General features: G+C 62.2%; 17 protein-coding genes and 3 pseudogenes. 10 read left to right on the top strand and 10 right to left on the bottom strand.

All coding sequences use genetic code 11. The features are described 5' to 3' along the window. The first annotated feature begins 5 nt into the window (after positions 1 to 5). The 5 genes and pseudogenes from DIE06_RS38705 to DIE06_RS23940 all read left to right on the top strand — a co-directional run bounded on the left by DIE06_RS38705 (position 6) and on the right by DIE06_RS23940 (position 4,394). Positions 6 to 332, top strand: coding sequence for a hypothetical protein (locus tag DIE06_RS38705; RefSeq protein WP_260433755.1), 327 nt, complete (start codon positions 6 to 8; stop codon positions 330 to 332). 112 nt (positions 333 to 444) lie between these two features. Next, complete coding sequence (locus DIE06_RS23965) at positions 445 to 1,419, top strand: alpha/beta fold hydrolase (RefSeq protein ID WP_124663485.1); 975 nt, start codon at positions 445 to 447, stop codon at positions 1,417 to 1,419. A gap of 65 nt (positions 1,420 to 1,484) precedes the next feature. Beyond that, positions 1,485 to 1,556, top strand: a pseudogene (locus tag DIE06_RS39460) (TolC family protein); the annotation flags it as partial. Positions 1,557 to 2,315: 759 nt separating this feature from the next. Beyond that, positions 2,316 to 3,305, top strand: coding sequence for a carbon-nitrogen hydrolase family protein (locus DIE06_RS23950; RefSeq protein WP_124663484.1), 990 nt, complete (start codon positions 2,316 to 2,318; stop codon positions 3,303 to 3,305). Between the two features lie 819 nt (positions 3,306 to 4,124). Then, a complete protein-coding gene (locus DIE06_RS23940; RefSeq protein ID WP_124663483.1) occupies positions 4,125 to 4,394 on the top strand; it encodes a hypothetical protein in 270 nt (89 codons plus the stop codon). A gap of 354 nt (positions 4,395 to 4,748) precedes the next feature. Here DIE06_RS23940 and DIE06_RS23935 read toward each other — a convergent pair whose 3' ends face one another. Then, positions 4,749 to 6,296, bottom strand: a complete 1,548-nt coding sequence (locus tag DIE06_RS23935; RefSeq protein WP_124663482.1) for a winged helix-turn-helix domain-containing tetratricopeptide repeat protein — start codon at positions 6,294 to 6,296, stop codon at positions 4,749 to 4,751. 232 nt (positions 6,297 to 6,528) lie between these two features. Here DIE06_RS23935 and DIE06_RS39590 point away from each other — a divergent pair, with 232 nt between their 5' ends. Then, positions 6,529 to 8,343 carry a LysR substrate-binding domain-containing protein gene (locus DIE06_RS39590; RefSeq protein ID WP_409364512.1) on the top strand — a complete coding sequence of 605 codons (1,815 nt, stop codon included), beginning with the start codon at positions 6,529 to 6,531 and terminating at the stop codon, positions 8,341 to 8,343. Beyond that, a complete protein-coding gene (locus DIE06_RS23920) occupies positions 8,319 to 8,561 on the top strand; it encodes an integrase core domain-containing protein (protein WP_124663498.1) in 243 nt (80 codons plus the stop codon). Before DIE06_RS39590 ends, DIE06_RS23920 begins: the two co-directional genes overlap by 25 nt. A gap of 12 nt (positions 8,562 to 8,573) precedes the next feature. Here DIE06_RS23920 and DIE06_RS23915 read toward each other — a convergent pair. The 3 genes and pseudogenes from DIE06_RS23915 to DIE06_RS23905 all read right to left on the bottom strand — a co-directional run. Next, positions 8,574 to 8,675: pseudogene (locus tag DIE06_RS23915) on the bottom strand (cyanate hydratase); the annotation flags it as partial. 750 nt (positions 8,676 to 9,425) lie between these two features. After that, entirely contained in the window at positions 9,426 to 10,856 is a 1,431-nt protein-coding gene (locus DIE06_RS23910; RefSeq protein ID WP_124663481.1) for a catalase, read from the bottom strand. 138 nt (positions 10,857 to 10,994) lie between these two features. Next, a complete protein-coding gene (locus tag DIE06_RS23905; protein WP_124663480.1) occupies positions 10,995 to 11,825 on the bottom strand; it encodes an alpha/beta fold hydrolase in 831 nt (276 codons plus the stop codon). Between the two features lie 1,087 nt (positions 11,826 to 12,912). Between DIE06_RS23905 and DIE06_RS23895 the strand changes: the two genes are divergently transcribed. The 3 genes and pseudogenes from DIE06_RS23895 to DIE06_RS23885 form a co-directional block, all read left to right on the top strand. After that, positions 12,913 to 13,734: a cysteine hydrolase gene (locus tag DIE06_RS23895; RefSeq protein ID WP_409364511.1), complete on the top strand. Its 822-nt coding sequence runs from the start codon at positions 12,913 to 12,915 to the stop codon at positions 13,732 to 13,734. 357 nt (positions 13,735 to 14,091) lie between these two features. Continuing rightward, positions 14,092 to 14,349 carry a hypothetical protein gene (locus tag DIE06_RS23890; RefSeq protein ID WP_124663478.1) on the top strand — a complete coding sequence of 86 codons (258 nt, stop codon included), beginning with the start codon at positions 14,092 to 14,094 and terminating at the stop codon, positions 14,347 to 14,349. A 232-nt stretch (positions 14,350 to 14,581) separates the two neighbouring features. Then, a pseudogene (locus DIE06_RS23885) lies at positions 14,582 to 15,035 on the top strand (carbonic anhydrase); the annotation flags it as partial. Between the two features lie 486 nt (positions 15,036 to 15,521). On the opposite strand, the gene acnB reads toward DIE06_RS23885, so the two are convergent. From acnB to DIE06_RS23855, 6 genes are all read right to left on the bottom strand, one after another. Then, entirely contained in the window at positions 15,522 to 18,107 is a 2,586-nt protein-coding gene (gene acnB / locus DIE06_RS23880; protein WP_124663477.1) for a bifunctional aconitate hydratase 2/2-methylisocitrate dehydratase, read from the bottom strand. Positions 18,108 to 18,406: 299 nt separating this feature from the next. Continuing rightward, entirely contained in the window at positions 18,407 to 18,865 is a 459-nt protein-coding gene (locus tag DIE06_RS23875) for a MarR family winged helix-turn-helix transcriptional regulator (RefSeq protein WP_124663476.1), read from the bottom strand. A gap of 46 nt (positions 18,866 to 18,911) precedes the next feature. Beyond that, positions 18,912 to 19,793: an NmrA family NAD(P)-binding protein gene (locus DIE06_RS23870; protein ID WP_124663475.1), complete on the bottom strand. Its 882-nt coding sequence runs from the start codon at positions 19,791 to 19,793 to the stop codon at positions 18,912 to 18,914. Positions 19,794 to 19,945: 152 nt separating this feature from the next. Further along, positions 19,946 to 20,554 carry a glutathione S-transferase family protein gene (locus DIE06_RS23865; protein ID WP_124663474.1) on the bottom strand — a complete coding sequence of 203 codons (609 nt, stop codon included), beginning with the start codon at positions 20,552 to 20,554 and terminating at the stop codon, positions 19,946 to 19,948. A 166-nt stretch (positions 20,555 to 20,720) separates the two neighbouring features. Beyond that, on the bottom strand, positions 20,721 to 20,978 hold the full coding sequence (gene moaD, locus DIE06_RS23860) for a molybdopterin converting factor subunit 1 (RefSeq protein ID WP_124663473.1): 258 nt from the start codon (positions 20,976 to 20,978) through the stop codon (positions 20,721 to 20,723). A gap of 61 nt (positions 20,979 to 21,039) precedes the next feature. After that, positions 21,040 to 21,600 carry a molybdenum cofactor biosynthesis protein MoaE gene (locus DIE06_RS23855; protein ID WP_124663472.1) on the bottom strand — a complete coding sequence of 187 codons (561 nt, stop codon included), beginning with the start codon at positions 21,598 to 21,600 and terminating at the stop codon, positions 21,040 to 21,042. Positions 21,601 to 21,615 lie beyond the last annotated feature (15 nt).

The following is a 21,615-nucleotide window of genomic DNA, read 5'->3' as shown; positions in this document are numbered from 1 at the left end:
CCGCAATTCAAGTCTGCGGACGCAATCGTGGATCGATTCGGCAGCGCTGCCTAGGTGCGGAGAATTTCGCGCTTACGCTTGTCCAACACATTCTTCCGACCGAAGTCCGAGAGACGGCACAACTCTACTTCGAGGGCAAGATTGATCAGTGGTATTCACTGCAAGACCAGGCTGGGGTGGCGTTCATCCTGAACGTCACCGACGTAAGTCAAGCGCATGAAATGCTTGAGGCACTTCCCTTGGGGAAAGCACACTTGATGGCATTCTCGCTGCTCCCAATTGGCCCACTGAAACCGTTGAGCAAGCTTTTGAATCCGCCTTCTGCCCAGTAGGAAGCGCTGGAACGTAGTGGGCGAGCGCACGGCTTTTGGCACCCCTTGAAATCCTGAAACCGTGAAGTGCAATTTACCCGGCGCAATTTCGCACTAAACGAGGACCACGATCATGTTCAAACCCGTAACGACGGCGACCCTCTTCTCCGCAGTAGCTGTGGGCATTTCCCCGTGTGGGATTGTGCCGACGTCATCCTCGTCGGCGCCGAAGGTTGAAGTCGGCGAGCTGCAGGTCAATGCCGGCATCAAGCTGCGTCATATGGTCTATCGGCCCGCCCATCCAAAGGGTACTGTACTGTTCCTGCACGGCTTCCCGGAGACGATGTATGCGTGGAAGCCGATTGCCGAATCCCTGTCCAGCGACTACGAGGTGCATGCGTTTGACTGGCCGGGCTACGGACAATCCTCGCGTCCAGGTGCCGATAGCTTCTCATACGCGCCGAAGGATTATGCCCAAGTGCTGGAAGACTATATCCGCACGTCTGGCATCGACAGTTCGAAGCTGGTGATTTATGCGACTGATATCGGGGCCTTGCCTGCGCTGCTGGCAGCATTGGAGCAACCGGATATCGCCAGGGAGATCATCGTTGGCGACTTTGCTCCATTCAACCGCCCACAGTACATGTACGAAAGCCTTCAGGGCCTGAAGTCAAAGCCTTCGTCTGACGCCGTGCGTGCCGCGATGAACAAGAACCGCGACGAAATCCTCGCAAACACATTCTTCCGCGGCATGTCGGCGGAAGAGCGCTACGCGTTGTCTCAGGAGTTCAGGGACGATATAGCGAAAGGGTGGAACGGTGATGTCACGTCGGCAGACGCATTCTTCCACTACTATTCCTGCTTCACCCGCGACCAGGACTACTTCGAAGCCAAGATGGCAAAGCTGAAAGTCCCCGTGAAGTTGGTGTGGGGCGAGCATGATATCTATATCAAGAAGGAAATGGGCGTTGAGTACGCGAACCGTAACGGTGCGAAGCTTTCGATTCTCCCAAAACTCGGCCATTATCCGCATCTGCAAGCGCCTGAACAGACGGTGAACGAAGTTCGGGCCGCGTTTAGCCCGGGCAGCAATGCTGTGAGTGACTAGAGTGACTGCGCCGTCGATGCAGCGGTGGTTTCCGATACCGCAATGCCTCGTTTGCCGTGATGCAGGTCGCGCAATACGAAAACGTGATTCAAACCGCGTTTCGCGAGGTGACTGATGGGCTTGCGGCGCGCGGCACGCCGATCAGGAGATCGAGGCCCGACAGCATGACACGTTCGCTGAACAGCGCCTGCTCGAGCTGCAGGCGCTGCATTACCGGCGCGGCGATAAGCGTCGCGTAGGAAGCCTGAGAAATGCGGCTTAAGTCGATCAATAGCGATTTGGCCGTCATCGCCGCGAGCTTCTCGCCAGCGAACATTTCAACCAGTCGCACGGCGAGGTTCAGATAGGACGTCACTGAACCACCGGAGACAATACCGTCCTGCTCTGTCAGGATCTCCCTTGCCCGCACTTCGACGTGCGGGTGGCGTCGGGCGAAGTCGGCCGCTTTGGCCCAGTGCGTCGTGGCGGCGCGGCCGTTGCCGGTGCAGTACGCGGCCAGCACGGCGCCAGCCTCCCGTTGGCGGCGTAGTGCGGAAGACAACGCGTTCAACCGCTCCCGGCCGCCGACGAATTCGTTTATATCCGAGAAAAAGAGGGCCGTTAGCAGGGTTGGCCGCGTTGAAGACATCGACGGGGTCTGCGACGCGGAAAGCCAGAATGCCATGATAGACCCAGATGCGGATCTTGATCATTTGCGCGCGCATGTCTGATATCCCTCGAATGATGGCGATACTGCCACTCCCAGATTCTGCCGTAAAGCGCGACGATCACGAAACGGAAACCGATGGCGAATGCAAGTTGCCGCGTCGCACGAACTAGTGTCCTGTTCTCAAAGTTGCATATGCAATATCACGGACGGACGTCATGTGCCCGTCTTATCAGTCGAGGAGTTTGCAATGAAAGTCGTCAAAGCCGCCGCAGTCCAGATCAGTCCCGTCCTTTACAGCCGTGAGGCAACTGTCGAGAAAGTCGTGCAGAAGATCCTCGACCTTGGCGAGAAGGGGGTGCAGTTCGCCACATTTCCGGAGACGGTGGTGCCCTACTACCCGTACTTTTCCGCGGTCCAGACGGGCATCGAGATTCTGTCGGGCAACGAGCATCTGAGGCTGCTCGAACAGGCCGTAACGGTGCCGTCCGCCGCCACAGACGCGATCGGCGAGGCGGCTCGCAAGGCGGGCATGGTGGTTTCCATCGGCGTCAATGAACGCGACGGCGGCACGCTCTACAACACGCAGTTGCTGTTCGACGCAGACGGTACGTTAATCCAGCGCCGCCGCAAGATCACGCCAACTCATTTCGAAAGGATGATCTGGGGCCAGGGCGACGGGTCGGGGCTGCGCACCGTCGACAGCAACGTCGGCCGCATTGGCCAGTTGGCTTGCTTCGAGCACAACAACCCGCTCGCGCGCTACGCGATGATCGCCGACGGCGAGCAGATCCATTCCGCCATGTATCCGGGTTCGGCCTTCGGCGAGGGATTCGCTCAACGGATGGAAATCAATATCCGCCAGCACGCGCTCGAGTCGGGCGCCTTCGTCGTGAACGCAACCGCCTGGCTCGATGCCGACCAGCAGGCGCAGATCATGAAGGACACCGGCTGCGAGATCGGCCCGATCTCGGGCGGTTGCTTCACCACGATAGTGTCGCCTGACGGCATGCTCATGGCCGAACCGCTGCGCTCGGGCGAGGGCGAAGTGATCGTCGATCTCAACTTCTCGCTGATCGACCGGCGCAAGATGCTGATGGACTCGGCGGGTCACTACAACCGGCCGGACCTGCTCAGTCTCATGATCGACCGCACACCTACCGCCCACGTTCATGAGAATAGCAGGCATTTCATTCAGGAAGACCAACCGGAAGTTGTCGCACGACCACTGAATAGTTGAGCTGGGAGGTATTCGGACGAATGCACCATCCCGCGTCTTCCGCGACGCTCCTCGTTCATGTGCGTATGCACAGTGTGCTGCTCGATAAGGGCGGCCACTTTGCAGTTTAGGAGCCGCCGCAATTGCTTGCAGAGGAGGTTCGTGCGGGCTTAAGACCGTTGCGCAAGCGGACAGCATAACTCTGCTGGCTGCCGAGCTCGACTTGAATAAAACCGCCAGTTCACTTTTGTTGGCGCGTGACGTTCGAGAGTTCGCAGGACGGAGCTGCGCCATTTAATGGCCGATCGAGGGTTCGATGGAATACAGGCCCTGAAAAATGACGCTGAGATCCGCCTGCATTGTCTGGATCGGCGGGTTGTGAATGCAGTTGATTTGATGATGCAACAAACGTTGGAACCGGGCTCAATCGCTGGCATAGCGCAAGCGATTGGAACGAGTGAACGAGAACTCAATCGGCTCTTCAGGAAGCATCTCCGCGTCGCCCCTCAACAATACTGGAGGAGCTTGCGCCTTAAGGTGCAAAATGGATGTCCGTTCGACCTCCCGACGATAAATGCTGCATCATTGGCCTTGCCCGTCATTTCAGTTGAACCGTGCGCCGACGCCTTCGATTGTCCGCTTCCTGACATCGCGTACTGCCGGAGTCGACCTCACTTCGCTCACGCATTCCTCCTATCCTCAGCGGCAGCCCCCCAGATTATCGTCACCGAAAGGATTTCCTCTTCGCAGGTTCCGAAAGCGGGGGACGTCGGCTCTTGGCGCCACCTACCGAAAAATGCTCGCTGATTTTTCCGCCGTGGCCGTGCGGCTTTTACATTCTTGATCGTCGCTTCCCCATCTGCCTGTTTTTCATTCCGCCAGGATCTGGTGCGCTGGCAACAGCTCGCTGCGCCGTCCTGGCTGGCCGCGCTCGTTGCTGGCAGGCCCGCGCCGGCGCCTGGCTGGCGGCTGTTCGAAGTGGGCTTCGACGGCGAGGAGGCCTTCCGCCGCGGCCATATCCGTGGGGCACGCTACCTGGATACCCAGCAGCTGGAACAGGCGCCGTTGTGGAACAAGGTGAGTGACGACGCACCTCGCAACCGGCCATAGCCCTTGCATTGGCTCGAAAGGCGGTTGTGGGTCGATCGGCGCCGGTCGCGCGTTGCAGGGCGGCGGCCGGCCGAGTTCGGCCAGTTGGCGACATTGCGCTGCATGCTGCGAATGGCCGTTAACAAGTCAGGCTTGGACACCCGCGGCCTGGCGGTGGCTCGCGGGTCGAAAGGCATCGATCCGATCCGACGCTCATCCATGGGTCTGCATGATCGCAGCACCGGTCGCACCAGGCGGCACACCGCTCGACAGGGTAGGCCTTCGCGGTCTCATCCATGCGATCGGTGCGGCCGTTCTAGAGCACGCTCTGCTCGGCACGGTATGCGCCATCGACGAGGAGCAATCGTACCGTAGTCACTCGGGCAATCCGGCCAGCCGCAGCCCCTCCGCAAACTGGGTCAGGTCTTCTGGGCGACCGATCGGAAGCCAGTCCTTGAGATTGGAGACGCGGAGTGACGGATCGAGCGTGCGCAGGCGCTGCATCGCCTCCTTCGCTTTGTCCATGCGTCCAGCGCGCGCATGACTTGCCGCCAGAACGCCGACCGGGGCAAGGAAACTTGGTAGATTCCATTTGGCCCTTTCGGCCCAATCCGAAGCGGAGTCGAAGCGTCCTGCAAAGAAATGTGCCAGCGCCATCCCAGCCTGCATCCTGAACATTTCTGGATCCAATGGACTCAAGCGAATGGCACGCGCCAGATACTTAATCGCAACGTCTGTTTCACCGCGACAAGCGTACAGGCACCCACACAGGGACCATGCAGGGGCGTGGTTCGGATTGAGCAGCAAAGCTCTGTCGAACAGCGCGATACCGCCGTCGAGGTCGCCGGTGAGATGCCCGAGTGCATGAGCTCCTCTCGTGAGCGCCACAGCATCGTCCCGGCCAAGCTCCACCGCCAGTCGCGCCAGGCGAGTGCCCTCGGCAATCTCCCGGGGAGGATCGGTCATCCAGCCATTCATCTTGCGCCAGAAATAGCACCAGGCCGCCATGCCATAGGCCGATGCGAAATCCGGATCGAGCTCGGTGGCCTTGTAGAACAAGGGCAGCGCCGCCTCGATTGATTCGCGCGTTCCGCTGTGCAAGTGCGCGGCGCCGCGAAGGTAATAGTCGTAGGCGCACAGGTTCTCCGTCGGCTTGCGCTTGGCACGCTCGATTTCCGCCCGCTCGAGCTGCGGCGCGATGGCGCCGACGACGCTTTCCGCAACCTGGTCCTGCAGTTCGAAGATGTCGTCCAGCGTGCCTTCGAAGCGCTCCGCCCACAGATGTGCCCCGATCCTGGCATCGATGAGCTGCCCTGTGATGCGCACCTTGTTGCCAGTCTTGCGCACGCTACCTTCCAGCACGTAGCGCACGCCAAGCTCGCGGCCGACGTCCTTCACCTCGACTGCGCGGCCCTTGTAGGTGAAGCTCGAGTCGCTCGCGATGACGAACAGCCAGCGTATGCGCGATAGCGCAGCGATGATGTCCTCCACTACGCCGTCGGCGAAATACTCCTGCTCGGGATCGCCGCTCAGGTTCTGGAAGGGCAATACGGTAATGGAGGGTTTACCCGGAAGGAGGAGCGCGGACGGCGGCTCCCTCAATTCTCTGGAGATGTGTTCGTCGATCTCGCCGACGAAGCGGAAACCCTTGCGGGCGACAGTCCTGACCAAGCGCTGTTCCCCGCCGGTGTCGCCGATGGCCTTGCGGACCGCATTGATGTGGCTGGTGATCGTCGATTCCGAGACGATTCGGCCGCGCCATACCGCCTGCAGCAGGTCGTCCTTGCTGACGACACGGTCGCGGTTCCTGACAAGATGCAGGAGCAGATCGAAGACTTGCGGCCCGACAGGTACGACTTTCGCGCGATGCGAAAGCTCCCGGCGTTCCGGGTCGATCACGTAGTCTCCAAACTCGAACTTCACTTGACATCCCGTGGCCGATTCGGCTCCCAGGGGGTAACTGGCGAATTCCGTCCATGGATGATACTGCAACCGGAGGTGAGAGCATCTCATCCCGATCGGGCAACGCTTGGACGAATAATCAAGCTCTCCTGCAGAGAAATTCAAGGCGAAGGCAAGGACTTCCCCGGAGCGCGCAGGCAATCTCCATACATATCGACGACAACGGTTTGCGGTCGAGAAACGGAGAGAAAACATGAAAATAGTCGTCATCGGGTGCACCGGCCTCATCGGAACGATGCTTGTGGAGGACCTTCGCAAGCGCGGCCATGACGTGCTCGCAGCCGCCCCTGACACCGGCGACAACACTAGCACCCACGAGGGTTTGGCCAAAGCGCTCGACGGTGCCGAGGTCGTCATCGATGCGGCGAACGCGCCAGCATGGGAAGACAAGGCGGCCATCGAGTTGCTCGAGACATCGGGCCGCAACCTGCTGGCTGCGGGCGCTGCCGCCGGCGTACGCCACCATGTGGCCCTGTCGATCGTTGGTAGCGAACGGCTTACCGACTGCGGCTATTTCCGGGCGAAGGTCGCGCAGGAGGGCCTCATCAAGGCATCCGGCATTCCATACACCATCGTGCGTGCGACGCAGTTCTACGAGTCTGTCGGCGACATTGCCCAGTCGGCTGCCCAGTTGGCCATCTTGGGCAAGGAGATTCGCTTGTCGCCGGCGCTGACCCAGCCGATCGCGTCAGCGGACGTGGCAGCGGCGCTTGCCGAGGTCGCAGTCGCGCCGCCGGTCAACGGCACGGTCGAAGTCGCCGGTCCGGAGGCGATGCCACTGGACGAACTGGTCAGGCGCTTCCTGCGGGCGACGCAGGATACGCGCAAGGTCGTGCCGGACATCCACGCGCGCTACTTCGGTGGCCTCCTCTCAGATCGGACGCTCACGCCCGGGGAGAACCCTCGCATCGGCGCGATGCGGTTCGAGGACTGGCTCGATCGCTACAAGGCTCAGTCCTGCTTCGCCATGCAGTCCCCTCTTTTGGCGACTGCCGCTGCGGACAAATCGGACGCGCTTGCATCGAGTTTCGCGACGAGCTATCCCGGAGTCGTCGCCTTCATCACCGTTGTGGCCGAAGGCGGCTTTTGCAAGGCTGCTGACCGGCTCGGGATCACTCGTTCCGCGGTCAGCCGCGTCATCCAGAAACTGGAGGCGCAGGTCGGCTTGCGTCTGTTGAGTCGGACGACGCGCAGCATTTCGCTCACGCGCGAAGGCGAGATCTTCCATGCCCGCTGCCAGCCCAGCGTCGCTCTCATCAAGGAGGCGATGGAAGACATGCGCGATCTGCGCGACGGTCCGCCGCGAGGACGCCTGCGGGTCTCCGCTTCCGTGGGCTTCGGCCGCAAAGTGGTTGCGCCGCTGCTGTGGGGCTTCCAGGAGAAGTACCCCGACATCGAGATCGAGCTGCACCTGAGCTGCGTCGCGAGCGACTTCACGTCGGACCGCATCGACGTCTCGTTTCTCAACGGGCGCCTGGCCGACAGCCAGATCGTCGCAAAAAAGATCGTCCCGATGCAGACTTTGGTATGCGCCTCGCCCGAGTATGCCGTAAGGCGCGGTATGCCCGAGTCACCGGACGCGGTGATGCAGCACGACTGCATCAACGTCCGTCTGCCATCGGGCCGCGTCTACGAATGGGAGTTCAAGGTGGAGGGGGGGGCGCGCAAGCTGACTCCGCCATCGCGCCTCATGTTCAACGATGTCGGGCTAGTGCTGGAGGCCGTCCTCCAAGGCAAAGGTATCGCTCAGTTGGGAGGGTACCTGATCTCCGATCTGCTGCGCGAGGGGAAACTGGTTTACTCCATGCCACAGTACGCACCCGATGACCGCGGCCACTACATCTGCTACTTGAGTCGTCAGCATCTGCCGTCGCGTATCCGCGTGTTCGTCGATCACATGACGACAGCAATCCGGGCGCTGGACCTTCAATGCGCGGGTGCTTTTTCACCAACGCGTGATGATCGACAGGCCGCCTCGGCGCCATTGGTGCCCCTGCCGGGTCAATAGACTTGGCAGGACGACTGACAACGCGACTTCAACGACCGGCTGCGCCACGAGTAGACGACGCCAGGGCCAAGATCTCTGCCCGGCGGACCCACCAGAACGAGAGTCGACCCCACTCTGCGCTGGACTGGGCCACCCCCACCGAATTCGCCCGCCGATACAGCCTGCAGGTCACATCGGCGATCCTTCCGGGGACCGGGTCAGCGTCCCTGGCTGCTTAGGATGGCATACAGTCAAAGCGGCTTGGTCGACAAATGCTTGCCGTCAAGGGTAGTCACCGCACGGTGACCGCCTTCCGGATCCGGTACGTTCTGGATGTCCAGCTTGAAGTTGATAGTGACCCGGGCCTGTTTCAGAGGGATCAGCGGTAGTCCCTGGATAGTGGTCCAGTAGACGTTGAAGGACACAAGCGCCTTGACATGTGGCATAAGTACGGCCGACAGGATGTTTTCCAGCAGTCTCGGCGCGACCTGCGGCCGGGCTCCGGCGCGGCAACGAGCTCCAGCGTCTGCACGTGCGACGCCCCGCGCCTATCGGCAGGATGGTCGTGTGACTGTGGCGAGCTTGCCGACAGTCTGGCCGCCACCCGCGCGGCAGACCAGGTCGACGTGGACATGTGAGTACGGGTTAAGAAGGCTCGTCCATACCGCACGGCAAAGCGCAGCGGGGTCGGACAGGCACTCGTCGCTGGGAGCGGAGACGATGAGCGGACAATGGACGGGGCACTCATGAAAGCATCCTTGCGCCGGGTGTATCCAACGGACGGCGAGCGCTGTAGACGTATTGGAGTTCGGCCACTGCGAAAGTGGCGAGGATCAAGGAAACGTTCGGCACGTGACAATCTGTCAGTTGGGAGATTGCGGTAAGACGTTGGTATGTTGGCCGAAGCGCAGGAGCATTGCGTAGCCGCAGACAACGGCCACGAGGGCGAATGCGGTGTGCACCGCGCCAAGGGAGGACAGTTTAAGCATTGTGACCATCGCTTCAAGTGATCCACTTCATTGAAGCGCATAAGCGTGCGCACTCTGCCCCGCCTTTCACGGGCGCGTTGGGCAACTTGCAGCACCAACGCGCCCGGTGCCTGACTAGCGGTTCTTCAGCGCCTCGGCAACTCCTGCGCCATAGGCGGGATCGGCCATCGTGCAATTGCGGATATGCCGCTGCTGCACGTCCTCGCTCGCGCCGCCGAGCGAGCGCGCCGTGTTGTCGAAGAGCTGCAGCTTCTGCTCGGGCGACATCAGTCGGAACAGCGCCCCCGGCTGCGAGTAGTAGTCCTCGTCCGCGCGATGGTCCCAGTGCGCGGCTGCGCCCGAGAGCACCAGCGGCGGCTCCGCCAGCCGCGGGCTATCGGCCCACTCGCCGCGGCTGTTTGGCACGATGCCGGGTAGCCCGCCCTGGTTGCCGTCCACACGCATCGCGCCGTCGCGGTGATAGCTGTGCACCGGGCAGCGCGGGGCGTTCACCGGGATCTGGTGCGCGTTCACGCCCAGCCGGTAGCGGACCGCGTCGCCGTAGCTGAAGAGCCGCCCCTGTAGCATCTTGTCCGGCGAGAAGCCAATGCCCGGCACGATGTTGGCGGGCGAGAACGCTGCCTGCTCCACATCGGCGAAGAAGTTGTCGGGGTTGCGATTGAGCTCCAGCACACCCACCTCGACGAGTGGGTAGTCGCCGTGCGGCCAGACCTTGGTCAGGTCGAAGGGATTAAACGGGCAGACCTGCGCCTGCTGCTCGGTCATCACCTGGATGCACAACGTCCAGCGCGGGAAGTCGCCGCCATCGATCGCCTCGAGCAGGTCGCGCTGCGCGCTCTCGCGGTCGTTGGCGACGATCGCGGCGGCCTGTGCGTCGGTGAGGTTACGGATGCCTTGCCGGCTGCGCAGGTGAAACTTCACCCAGTGCCGTTCGTTATCCTCACTGATGAGGCTAAACGTGTGACTGCCGAAACCGTGCATGTGGCGATACCCATCGGGCAGGCCGCGATCGCTCATCACGATGGTCACCTGATGCAACGCCTCAGGTAGCAGCGTCCAGAAGTCCCAGTTGTTCTGGGCGCTGCGCAGGTTGCTGCGCGGGTCGCGCTTGACGGCGTGGTTCAGGTCGGGAAATCGCAGCGGGTCGCGCAGGAAGAACACAGGCGTGTTGTTGCCCACCAGGTCCCAATTGCCTTCCTCGGTATAGAACTTCACCGCAAAGCCGCGGATGTCTCGCTCGGCATCCGCCGCGCCTCGCTCGCCGGCCACCGTGGAGAAGCGCACGAAGACGTCCGTCTTCTTGCCGATGCCGGAAAAGAGCCTGGCCTTCGAGAACGCTGTGACGTCGTGCGTCACCGTGAAGTGGCCAAAGGCGCCGGAGCCCTTGGCGTGCATGCGCCGTTCGGGGATCACCTCGCGGTCGAAGTGGGCGAGCTTCTCAAGCAGCCAGATGTCCTGCAACAGCGCGGGGCCGCGCGCACCGGCGGTCTCGATGTTGACGTTGTCGACAACGGGGGTGCCGTTGGCAAAAGTGAGTTTGGTCATGGCAATGTGGGCAAGAAGAAGGGTTCAGCGGAGCGTCTTCAGCAGGGGGGACTGGAAGTCCAGAGTGGGGAGTCGCGTCGATGGCCTCCACCCCAAGGGTGGACCGGCCATCGACGGTGCTGGCTGATTCGGACCCAATCAGGCCTTGATAAAAGCCAGCAGGTCCGCGTTGATGACGTCCGCATGTGTGGTCGGCATGCCATGCGGGAAGCCCTTGTAGGTCTTCAGCGTGCCGTTCCTCAGCAGCATGGCCGACAGTGGCGCGGAATCGCCGTAGGGAACGATCTGGTCGTCGTCACCGTGCATCACCAGCACCGGCAGTCCGATCTTCTTCAAGTCATCGGTGAAGTCGGTCTGCGAGAACGCGACGACGCCGTCGTAATGCGCCTTGGCGCTGCCCATCATCCCCTGGCGCCACCAGTTCTGGATGATGCCTTCCTGCGGCTTCACGCCGGGCCGGTTGAAGCCGTAGAACGGCCCGGCGGGAATGTCGCGGTAGAACTGCGCCCGGTTCGTGGCCGTCTGCCGTTGCAGGCCGTCGAACACGTCCTTCGGCAGGCCGTCGGGATTCGACGCGGTCTTGACCATCAGCGGCGGCACGGCGTTAACGAGGCAGGCCTTCGCGGCTCGCTTCTCGCCGTGGCGAGCCAGATAGCGCACGACCTCGCCGCCGCCGGTGGAGTGGCCGACGTGGATCGCGCCCTTGAGGTCGAGATGGTTCACGACCGCGGCGAGGTCGTCGGCGTAGTGATCCATGTCGTGGCCGTTCCAGACTTGCGCCGAGCGGCCATGCCCGCGCCGATCGTGCGCGACGACACGATAGCCCTTGGAGAGGAAGAACATCATCTGCGCGTCCCAATCGTCGGAGCTAAGAGGCCATCCGTGCGAGAAGACGATCGGGGTGCCATTGGAGGGACCCAAATCCTTGTAGAAGATCTGGACCCCGTCTTTGGTAGTGATATAGCTCATGGGTGGATTTCCTTCCGGAGTTTCGGCGCCATTCGGCGCAGTAGGAGCAGCGGACGCTGCGAATGGCAAAGCCACTGCTGCTGCAGTGCCTGCCCCGATGACCAAAAACTGACGGCGCGTGACGCCAGCGACGCTAGGCTGTATTGGCGCGGGATCAATCTTCATGGGTATAGACCTGAGTGGAGACGCGATCAGTCTAGTCACGGTCTCCTCGCCGTGCGATATGCATCACGTGCAATTCGATGTTGCAGGTGCTTCACCAATGTTGCGGCAACGCATCCAGCGCGTGCCGCTGGGTCGTTCACCGAGCTCAGCCATCCGCACGACAGGATCTTCAAATGCGCCGGCTCATTCTTGATGAACTCTCGCTGAACGCGATTGGTGCGTAGCGATTGACAGAACTATCCGCACCCGGCCCCTAGTTCAGGCAGGCATTTGCTTCTAGATTTCAATGCATCACGTCAGCATCGATGCATCGGCTCGAGGGCCATGCGGCGTGTTCGTTGTCCACCCCAGTCACAGGAACCAACATGACCCAACACAGCAACTACCAACAGCAGAACAACCGGCGTCGTACACCGATCCGAGCGAGCGCGCCATGCCCGTTCCCACGATGACATTCGATCTGGAACGCACCGCCATGGTCGAGAAACACGCCGTCAGTCAGCTCATCCAGGAAACCTCATGACTCAATTTCCTACTTACGTTCAGTAGTCCAGATAACGGACCACGAAGCGCATGGAGTTCAGCCCGCTATTTCAGAAGATCACGATCGAAGGGCCTATTCGCGAGAACGCGTGCACACCCAATACAACTAGCAGGAGCTGCCGATCCTCACCTGCCTCGTGGGGACGATCAACAACTGGTACCCCGTAAACGTTGCGTCCTGTATCGCCCGGCTCGTCTGACAAGGAGTTCGGGTAGCCGCAGTGAGCTTTCCAGGCGGCGATGAAACCTGGCGGCTGTGACGATCACTCCGTCTATTCCCGATTCTGGAAGTTGCTTTAGCGAACGCGCGCTTCGGACCCCGTGACAGTGCGTCTGCCGCACCTGCTAGCGTTCCCGCGCAGCCAACCGGAGAATTATTATGTGCGAATCCTCAAAATTTCATGGCCGCCGTACCTTCTTCAAGGGCATGGCTGCCGCCGCGGCAGTGGCCTCCACGCAACTACCCTCGCTGGCCAACTCAGCGCCCGCCGGTGGCGGTGCCAAGTACGCGGATCCGGCCAAACCGGCACTGCCCAAGACGGGCATGAAGCTTGACCTCACCCGTACTGCGTTAGTCGTGATCGATCCGCAGATTGACTTCATGAGCCCGAAGGGCAAGGCGTGGCCGGTGGTCGGCGAAAGCGTGACCGAACAGAATATGGTGCCGAACCTGGTGCGACTGTTTCAGGCGTCCAAGAAGGCCGGAATTGCGATAGCGATTTCCCCCCATTACTACTATCCGCAGGACCATCGGTGGCAGTTCCAGGGTGGGGCGGAGATATTTCAGCACAACCTCGGCCTGTTCGACCGTCCGAGTGCGCTCTCGCTTGAAGGCTTCCGCGGGTCAGGCTCGGACTTCCTTCCGGAGTTCAAACCGTACATCGAGGATGACAAGACAATCATCTGCTCGCCGCACAAGCTCTATGGCCCCCAGGTCAACGACCTGAAGCTCCAACTGGGCAAGCAGCGCGTGGAGCAGGTCATTCTGACGGGCATGCTGGCAAACCTGTGCGTGGAGTCACATCTGCGCGATCTGCTCGAGAATGGCTTCGAGGTGGCAGTCGTGCGTGACGCCGTAGCAGGACCGAAGCTGCCGGAAGGCGATGGCTATGGCGCTGCGCTAGTCAATTATCGCTTCATCGCCGATGCGGTCTGGACCACAGACGATACGGTAAAGATGCTAGAAGGTAAGTCGGTCTGAAGCATTCCCAGCCTAGGCGCCCCCGGGTCATGGATGTCGGGGGTGCACGATCTGAGCATAAAGCGCAGGCATATTTTCGAGGCTACCTCGATGGCAGTATGTTGCGAGCCGGTTAGCGCATTCGATATCGGCCAGCTCCGATTGCGCATACCGCTCACGCCAACGCGAGACCTGCACGCGGTTCGGTGACCGCCTGAGGCGCTGTCGTGCCTTGGCGTTCGGGTGCGCTGTTCGGCATCGGCGTGAGCAACTCGTTTGGGCTGCTCACGGTGATTGGCTTCTACGCGACCGGAACCGATAGAGCTCAGATCATCCATTTTGCACATCGAGTTCCCATACAACCCAACGGGCGACATCATGCAAGAACTGATCGAAAGTTTCCCGAAGCTCCAGTGCGAAGAGTTTGGCAGAAGTGCAGCGTGCCCCGTCGCGTATCATCACGTGAAACTTGACGCCGCTACCTTCCGAAAACTGCGTCGCCTAGCTCCTGTCCTAGATGACGTGCTTAATGCCGGCGAAGTCGAGCACGCCGACCAGGCCGTGAATCTTGCTGCCCTAGCGGCCCTGTGCTCACAGCTGTTTGACGCATATCGCGGCAGTTCGGTGACCGCCTGATCGTCAACGATGATGTCTTCGAATGGGGACACCTGCGGCAAAGCGCGGCCGTGTTCGGTCCGGGCGACTTGGGTGAGACGCTGTCGCGCCTTGGCGTTCGGGTGCGCTGTTCGGCATCGGCGTGAGCAACTCGTTTGGGATGCTCACGGTGATTGGCATCTACGCGACCAGAACCGATAGAGCTCAGATCATCCATTTCGCACATCGAGTACACAACCAAACGGGCTATATCATGCAAGATATGATAAGGTATCCTGAAGTTACAGCGCGAAGAGTTTCTCAAGCGCACGGAGTTGTTTAAGCAGCTTGCAACCACTCAGAATCCGCGAACGTTGTTCGTCGCCTGCTCAGACAGCCATGTAGTGCCGGAGCTGCTGACACAGCAAGAGCCAGGCGAGTCGTTCGTCATTCGCAACGCCGGCAACATAGTTCCGGCTTACGGCATGCAGCAAGGTGGCGTGTCAGCCAGCATCGAATACGCAGTCGCAGGCCTGAACGAAACTGACGTCGTCATCGGTGGATACTCCGACTGTGGTGCAATGACTGCCGTCGCCACATGCAAGTGCCTGGACCGTATGCCTGCGGTGGCGGGTTGGTTGAGTCATGCCGATGCCGCGAAAGCGGTGAATGAGGCTCGGCAGCACACATCCGACCGCGCACGCGTCGATTCCATGGTCCGCGAGAACGGTCCGGCCTGGACATCAGGGATCTGGCGGCCTACTACGCCGACTTTCAAAACAGGGCAGTCCGCTTGCGGAAACGCGAGAAGAGCTGGCCCTTGTATAGAGGGTGATGCCGTGCGTGACGCTGGATGTGCCCCAGGCACCCGTACCTTGCCATACGACGAATAAGCGGCGCCGCACCCAAAACCGCAGGCAACATGGCGAGCCGAGAATTCCCGAGGATTTCAGCCAGTGTTGAAGGAAAAAACCACTTTCCACAAACGGAATGCTTGATATATCCGCAGCAATAACAAGAGATTTTTAGCGAATGTCTCAAATTCGTCCAGAATCAGCCTTTCGGCGTGCGCAGTCGAACGGCGCAGTGGGTCGGCAAGCGACGTCCACGGAAATTCACGAAGAACCAAAAAAAATGGCGCCGCAGGCATTCAGCCCGCGGCGCCATTGCGTGTCGCCGCGACGGGTACGACCCGCCGCGGCGCGACAGCATGCTTAGATCTGCACGGTGTCGGCGACTTCCTTGAAGTCTTCGATCTGGTCGAAGTTCATGTACTTGTAGATCTTGTCGCCATTGGCACTGAGCACGCCCATGTCGGCCATGTACTCGTCCTTGGTCGGGATCTTGCCCAGACGCGAGCAGATCGCTGCCAGTTCCGCCGAACCGAGGTACACGTTCGTGTTCTTGCCCAGGCGGTTCGGGAAGTTGCGGGTCGACGTCGACATCACCGTCGCGCCTTCGCGCACCTGTGCCTGGTTGCCCATGCACAGCGAACAGCCCGGCATTTCGGTGCGGGCGCCGGCCGTGCCGAACACGCCGTAGTGGCCTTCTTCCGTCAGCTGCTTCTGGTCCATCTTGGTCGGCGGCGCGACCCACAGCTTGACCGGGATGTCGCGCTTGCCTTCCAGCAGCTTCGACGCGGCGCGGAAGTGACCGATGTTGGTCATGCACGAGCCGATGAACACTTCGTCGATCGTGGCACCCGCGACGTCGGACAGCGTCTTCACGTCGTCCGGGTCGTTCGGGCAGGCGACGATCGGCTCGTGGATGTCGGCCAGGTCGATCTCGATGACGGCTGCGTATTCGGCGTCGGCATCCGGCGACAGCAGTTGCGGGTCGGCCAGCCACTGCTCCATCGCCGCGATACGGCGCTGCAGGCTGCGCGGATCCTGGTAGCCCTGCGCGATCATCCACTTCAGCAGCGTGATGTTGCTGTTCAGGTACTCGATGATCGGTTCCTTGTTCAGGTGCACCGTGCAACCGGCTGCCGAACGCTCGGCCGACGCATCCGACAGTTCGAACGCTTGCTCGACCTTCAGGTCGGGCAGGCCTTCGATTTCGAGGATGCGGCCCGAGAAGATGTTCTTCTTGCCTTGCTTGGCGACCGTCAGCATGCCCTGCTTGATCGCGTACAGCGGAATCGCGTTGACCAGGTCACGCAGCGTGACGCCCGGCTGCATCGTGCCCTTGAAGCGGACCAGCACCGATTCCGGCATGTCCAGCGGCATCGTGCCGGTGGCGGCCGCGAATGCGACCAGGCCCGAGCCTGCCGGGAAGCTGATGCCGATCGGGAAGCGCGTGTGCGAGTCGCCGCCGGTGCCGACGGTGTCGGGCAGCAGCATGCGGTTCAGCCACGAGTGGATCACGCCGTCGCCCGGACGCAGCGCGATGCCGCCGCGGGTGCTGATGAAGTTCGGCAGCGTCTGGTGCGTCTTCACGTCGACCGGCTTCGGATAAGCGGCGGTGTGGCAGAACGACTGCATCACGAGGTCGGCCGAGAAGCCGAGGCACGCCAGATCCTTCAGTTCGTCGCGGGTCATCGGGCCCGTGGTGTCCTGCGAGCCGACCGAGGTCATCTTCGGTTCGCAGTACGTGCCCGGACGCACGCCCTGGCCTTCCGGCAAACCGCATGCGCGGCCGACCATCTTCTGCGCGAGCGAGAAGCCCTTGCCGCTGTCGGCCGGCTGGTGCGGCAGGCGGAACAGCGTCGACGGTGCGAGGCCCAGCGCTTCACGCGCCTTCGCGGTCAGGCCGCGGCCGATGATCAGCGGAATGCGGCCGCCGGCGCGCACTTCGTCGAACAGCACATCGGACTTGACCTGGAATTCGGCGATCACGTTGCCGTCCTTCAGCGCCTTGCCGTCGTACGGGCGCAGTTCGACCACGTCGCCCATTTCCATCTGCGACACGTCGAGCTCGATCGGCAGCGCGCCGGCATCTTCCATCGTGTTGTAGAAGATCGGGGCGATCTTGCCGCCGAGGCACACGCCGCCGAAACGCTTGTTCGGAACGAACGGGATGTCTTCGCCGGTGAACCACAGCACCGAGTTGGTGGCCGACTTGCGCGAGGAGCCGGTGCCGACCACGTCGCCGACGTAGGCGACCAGGTGGCCCTTTTCCTTCAGCGATTCGATGAACTTGACCGGGCCGCGCTTGCCGTCTTCTTCCGGCGTGATGCCGGGGCGCGCGTTCTTCAGCATCGCCAGCGCGTGCATCGGGATGTCCGGGCGGGTGGTGGCGTCCGGCGCCGGCGACAGGTCGTCGGTGTTGGTTTCGCCCGTGACCTTGAACACGGTGATGGTCAGGCTTTCCGGCACTTCCGGACGGCTGGTGAACCATTCGGCGTCGGCCCAGCTCTGCAGTACGGCCTTCGCGTGCGCGTTGCCCTTGTCGGCGAGTTCCTTCACGTCATGGAACTGGTCGAACATCAGCAGGGTTTTCTTCAGCGCGTCGGCAGCGACAGCCGCGACGGCGTCGTCGGACAGCAGTTCGATCAGCGGCTGGATGTTGTAGCCGCCCAGCATCGTGCCGAGCAGTTCGGTCGCGCGCTCGCGCGAGATCAGCGGGCAGGCCGTTTCGCCCTTCGCGACGGCGGCCAGGAAGCCGGCCTTCACGCGGGCGGCTTCATCCACGCCGGCGGGGACGCGGTGGGTGATCAGGTCGACCAGCGTCTGCTCTTCGCCGGCGGGCGGGTTCGCCAGCAGTTCCACCAGCTCGGCGGTTTGCTGAGCCGTCAGCGGCAGGGGGGGGATACCGAGCGCGGCGCGGGCGGCCACGTGAGCACGAAAGTTTTCTAGCATGGGGGGACCTGCTGAGATTGCGTTTCAGGGGAAGGGCTTTCCAGGCACGCCGAGGCTGCTGTTCCGGACACTGCTTCACTGCTTTGAGCGGGATTCTAATCCCAATATGGTGAAGCGTCAAATGTCTTATGTCTTATATAAGAGTTGACGATCCGGCGTCGGACGACGGGGATGCGCCGGGCGGCGCAGCTGACGGGCTGAACGCGCGCGTGGGCCGGAGCCTCGGCGCAGCGGGCTGCGCGGGCGTGTTCGGTGCCCGGGCGTGGTGAGGCGGAATGGTCGACGATCCGGAAAGCCCGTCACTCCGGAATGGACGGCGCATCGGTGCCGACTTTCATCTCCACGAGGCTGCGGCGCAGCGCATCCACGTTTTCCGCGCCGTTCAGCGTGCTGAACCGCTGTTGCGCTTCACGCCACAGCGGTGCGGCACGTTCGAACAGGCTGGTGCCTTCCGGCGTGAGTTCGACGATGCGGATCCGACCGTCTTCCGGGGACGGCCGCATCGTGACGAAGCCGTCCCGTTCCAGCACGCCGATCATCTTTCCCATCGCCGTGCGCTCGATGTCGAGGCGCTCGGCCAGCACGTTGACCGACGCGCTCTCGCGCTCGTTCAACGTCGCGAGGATCAGGAACTGCGTGATGCGCAGGCCGGACGGCTGGAGATGCGCATCGTAAAGACGCGAGATCTGACGGGCGGCCTTCCTCACCGTAAAGCAATTGCATTGATCCACACCGATGGGTTGGCTTTTCGCCCGCATTTCTCTTCTCCTTGACGTCGGCCGATTGCCGGGTTCAAGCGCATTGTCACGCAAAAGCGCCGCGATACTTCTCGATGAACGCCGGCACCGACAGCGCCGGGGTGCCCGTGATCTTCTCGACGACATCGTTGGTGCCCCGGAAGACGCCGTCCCGATAGTGCTGCGCGACTTCGACGAGGTGCTGCACGAGGAACGGAGGGAACTTGTACAGTTGCTCCATCTTTTCCTTGAACTCCGCGATCGAAGTCGGCGCATATTCGATCCTGATGCCGAGCACGTCGCTCATCAGCGCGGCGATCTCCGTGTGGTTCAGTTCCACCGGGCCGTGCAGCGTGTAGGTCTGGCCGCCGTGGCCGGCCGGGTTCGCCAGCAGGTGGGCGATGACCCGGCCCTGGTCGTCCGCGCTGATCGGCGCGTGGCGTCCGTCCTCGAACGGAAACGTGATCTTCTGCGTGGCCCGGATTTCCTGGGCGAAGTGCGGATACACGAGCCAGTCCGCGAAGAAGGTGGGGCGCAGGTGCGTGGTCGGGACGCCCGACCAGTCGAACACGCGCTCGGACACCCAGTGATCCTGCGCCGCGTGGCTGGTCGATTCCCGCCGTGCCGAAATCTGCGACATGTTGACGATCGCGCCGACGCCGGCTTCCTTCGCGGCCTGCGCGAAATAGGCCGCGGCGCCGAGAATGCCCGGCGCGATCGGATGCAGGAAGTAGGCGGCGCTGACGCCTTCCATCGCGGCGCGGATCGCGTCGATGTCGGTGAAATCGCCGATGGCGATGTCGACGCCGCGTGCGCGCAGGGCGGCTGCGCGGTCATCGTCCGAGCGCACGTAGGCGCGCACGCGCTTGCCCATCTGCAGCAGTTCGTCGATGGCTGCGCCGCCGGTGCGGCCGGTCGCGCCGCTGACAAGAATCGAAGTTGCGTTCATGGCTGAATCCCTCTGTGAAATTAAGAGCATATGCTCCTGTCCGTCAATATAGGAGCATATGCTCGTATGTGCAAGTGTTTAATTCGGGGCGGTACCAGTACGGCGATGGTCGAGCCGTTTCGGCGAGTGGGGGCGCCCGGAGCGGTGCGCCGCTAAAACGCCGCCATGCCCCGGACGACGCCGGGCCGCGCACCGACCCGCGCGTACCACGTGTGGAGGAGGGGCAGCGCGGACCAGTCGAGATCCTGCGTTACCGCGAACACGCTCGTGTATGCGGCGATGTCCGCGAGCGTGAACATATCGCCGGCGATATACGGACTGTCGGTCAGGAATCGCTCGGCCTGAACGAGCGCGTCGAGCGAGCGACCGGCCAGCAACCGGGCGCCCGATTCGTCGCCTTGCTGCGCAAGCGCGAAAGCGCTGCCGTTCGGTGCGATCACTTCCGTGACGAAATAGAACAGGCGATCGAGGAACACGGCCGACTGCCGGCCTTGCTCGGGCGTCAGGCGCTCCCGGGACCGACTCGCCGCATGGAACATGATCGCGTTCGATTGGGTGAGGACCAGGTCGGGGCCGGGTTCGCCGTCTTCCACCATGACGGGCACGAGGCCACGCGGGTTGAGCGCCCGGAACGCGGCGGACTTGTGCGCGCCCGCCTTCAGGTCCACCTGGCTCACCGAATACGCAATGCCGGCCTCCGCCAGCGCAATGGCTGCCCTGCGGCAATTGCCTGTTCGTGCTCCATAAAGACGGGTTGCCATGAGCGGTCTCCGGTTGCGCTTCAGGGCCGGCCGTGGTTCCGTGCGGATCTGTCGCCCGGCGGACAGGCGTCGCTCAGTTTCGCACGTCGGTCGCAGTGTGTGAACGATTCAATTCCCGGCGCGTGATGCACGTGGATCGGCGAGCACGCTGCATCGGGATCGCTCGTCACCCGCCCGTCACCGGCGGAAAGAACGCCACCTCGCTATCCTCGCGCACGACGAACCCGCCGGTCACCATCTCGAGGTTCACGGCCGCCCGCACGGGCCGGTCGATCCGCAGCGCGTCTCCACTGCGCGCGTCGCGTGCGGCGAGCATGCCGCGCAGCGCGTCGACGGTGACTTCATGCGCATCGATCTCGACGACTTCCTCGTCGGTATGCAGCTGTTCGCGAATGCTCGCGAAGTATTTGATCGTCAGTTTCATTGGCATGTCCCAAGCGAAATCGGCGGAATCGGTGAAATCGGCAACGCATGGGCCGGCACGTTCAACCCCATCGCCGCATCGCCTGATCGTCATGCGCCTTCGGCTCGACCCAGCCGGCCACGCCGTCATGCCGGATCTCCTTCTTCCAGAACGGCGCATGGGTCTTCAGGAAGTCCATGATGAACTCGCACGCATCGAACGCCGACGCGCGATGCGCGGCGGCCACCACGACGATCACGACCGGCTGGCCGAGCGGAATGCGCCCGACGCGATGGACGATCCTGACCGCCTCGAGCCGCCAGCGCGCGCTGGCTTCCTCGACGATGCTCCATAGCGCCTGCTCGGTCATCGTCGGATAGTGCTCGACTTCGAGCGCGATCACGTCGTCGACGTCGCCTTCGTTGCGCACGACGCCGAGGAAATTCACGACCGCGCCGACATTCGGATTGCGAACGATCGGTGCGATCTCGGTGCCGGCGTCGATCGCCGCATACTGCACGCGCACCTCGAAGCCGGCGGCAATCGCCGGCGGCGGCTCGGCGTGCGGGTCGGCGGGTTCGGAATGGGTGCCGTCACGCGACGGATCGTCTGGCGACGTGGCACGGGATTCGGTGAAAGTCATGACGGTTCTCCATTA

The organism is Burkholderia sp. Bp8998 (assembly GCF_003854235.1).
Lineage (GTDB): Bacteria > Pseudomonadota > Gammaproteobacteria > Burkholderiales > Burkholderiaceae > Burkholderia.
This window is presented reverse-complemented; position numbering and strand designations above follow the sequence as displayed.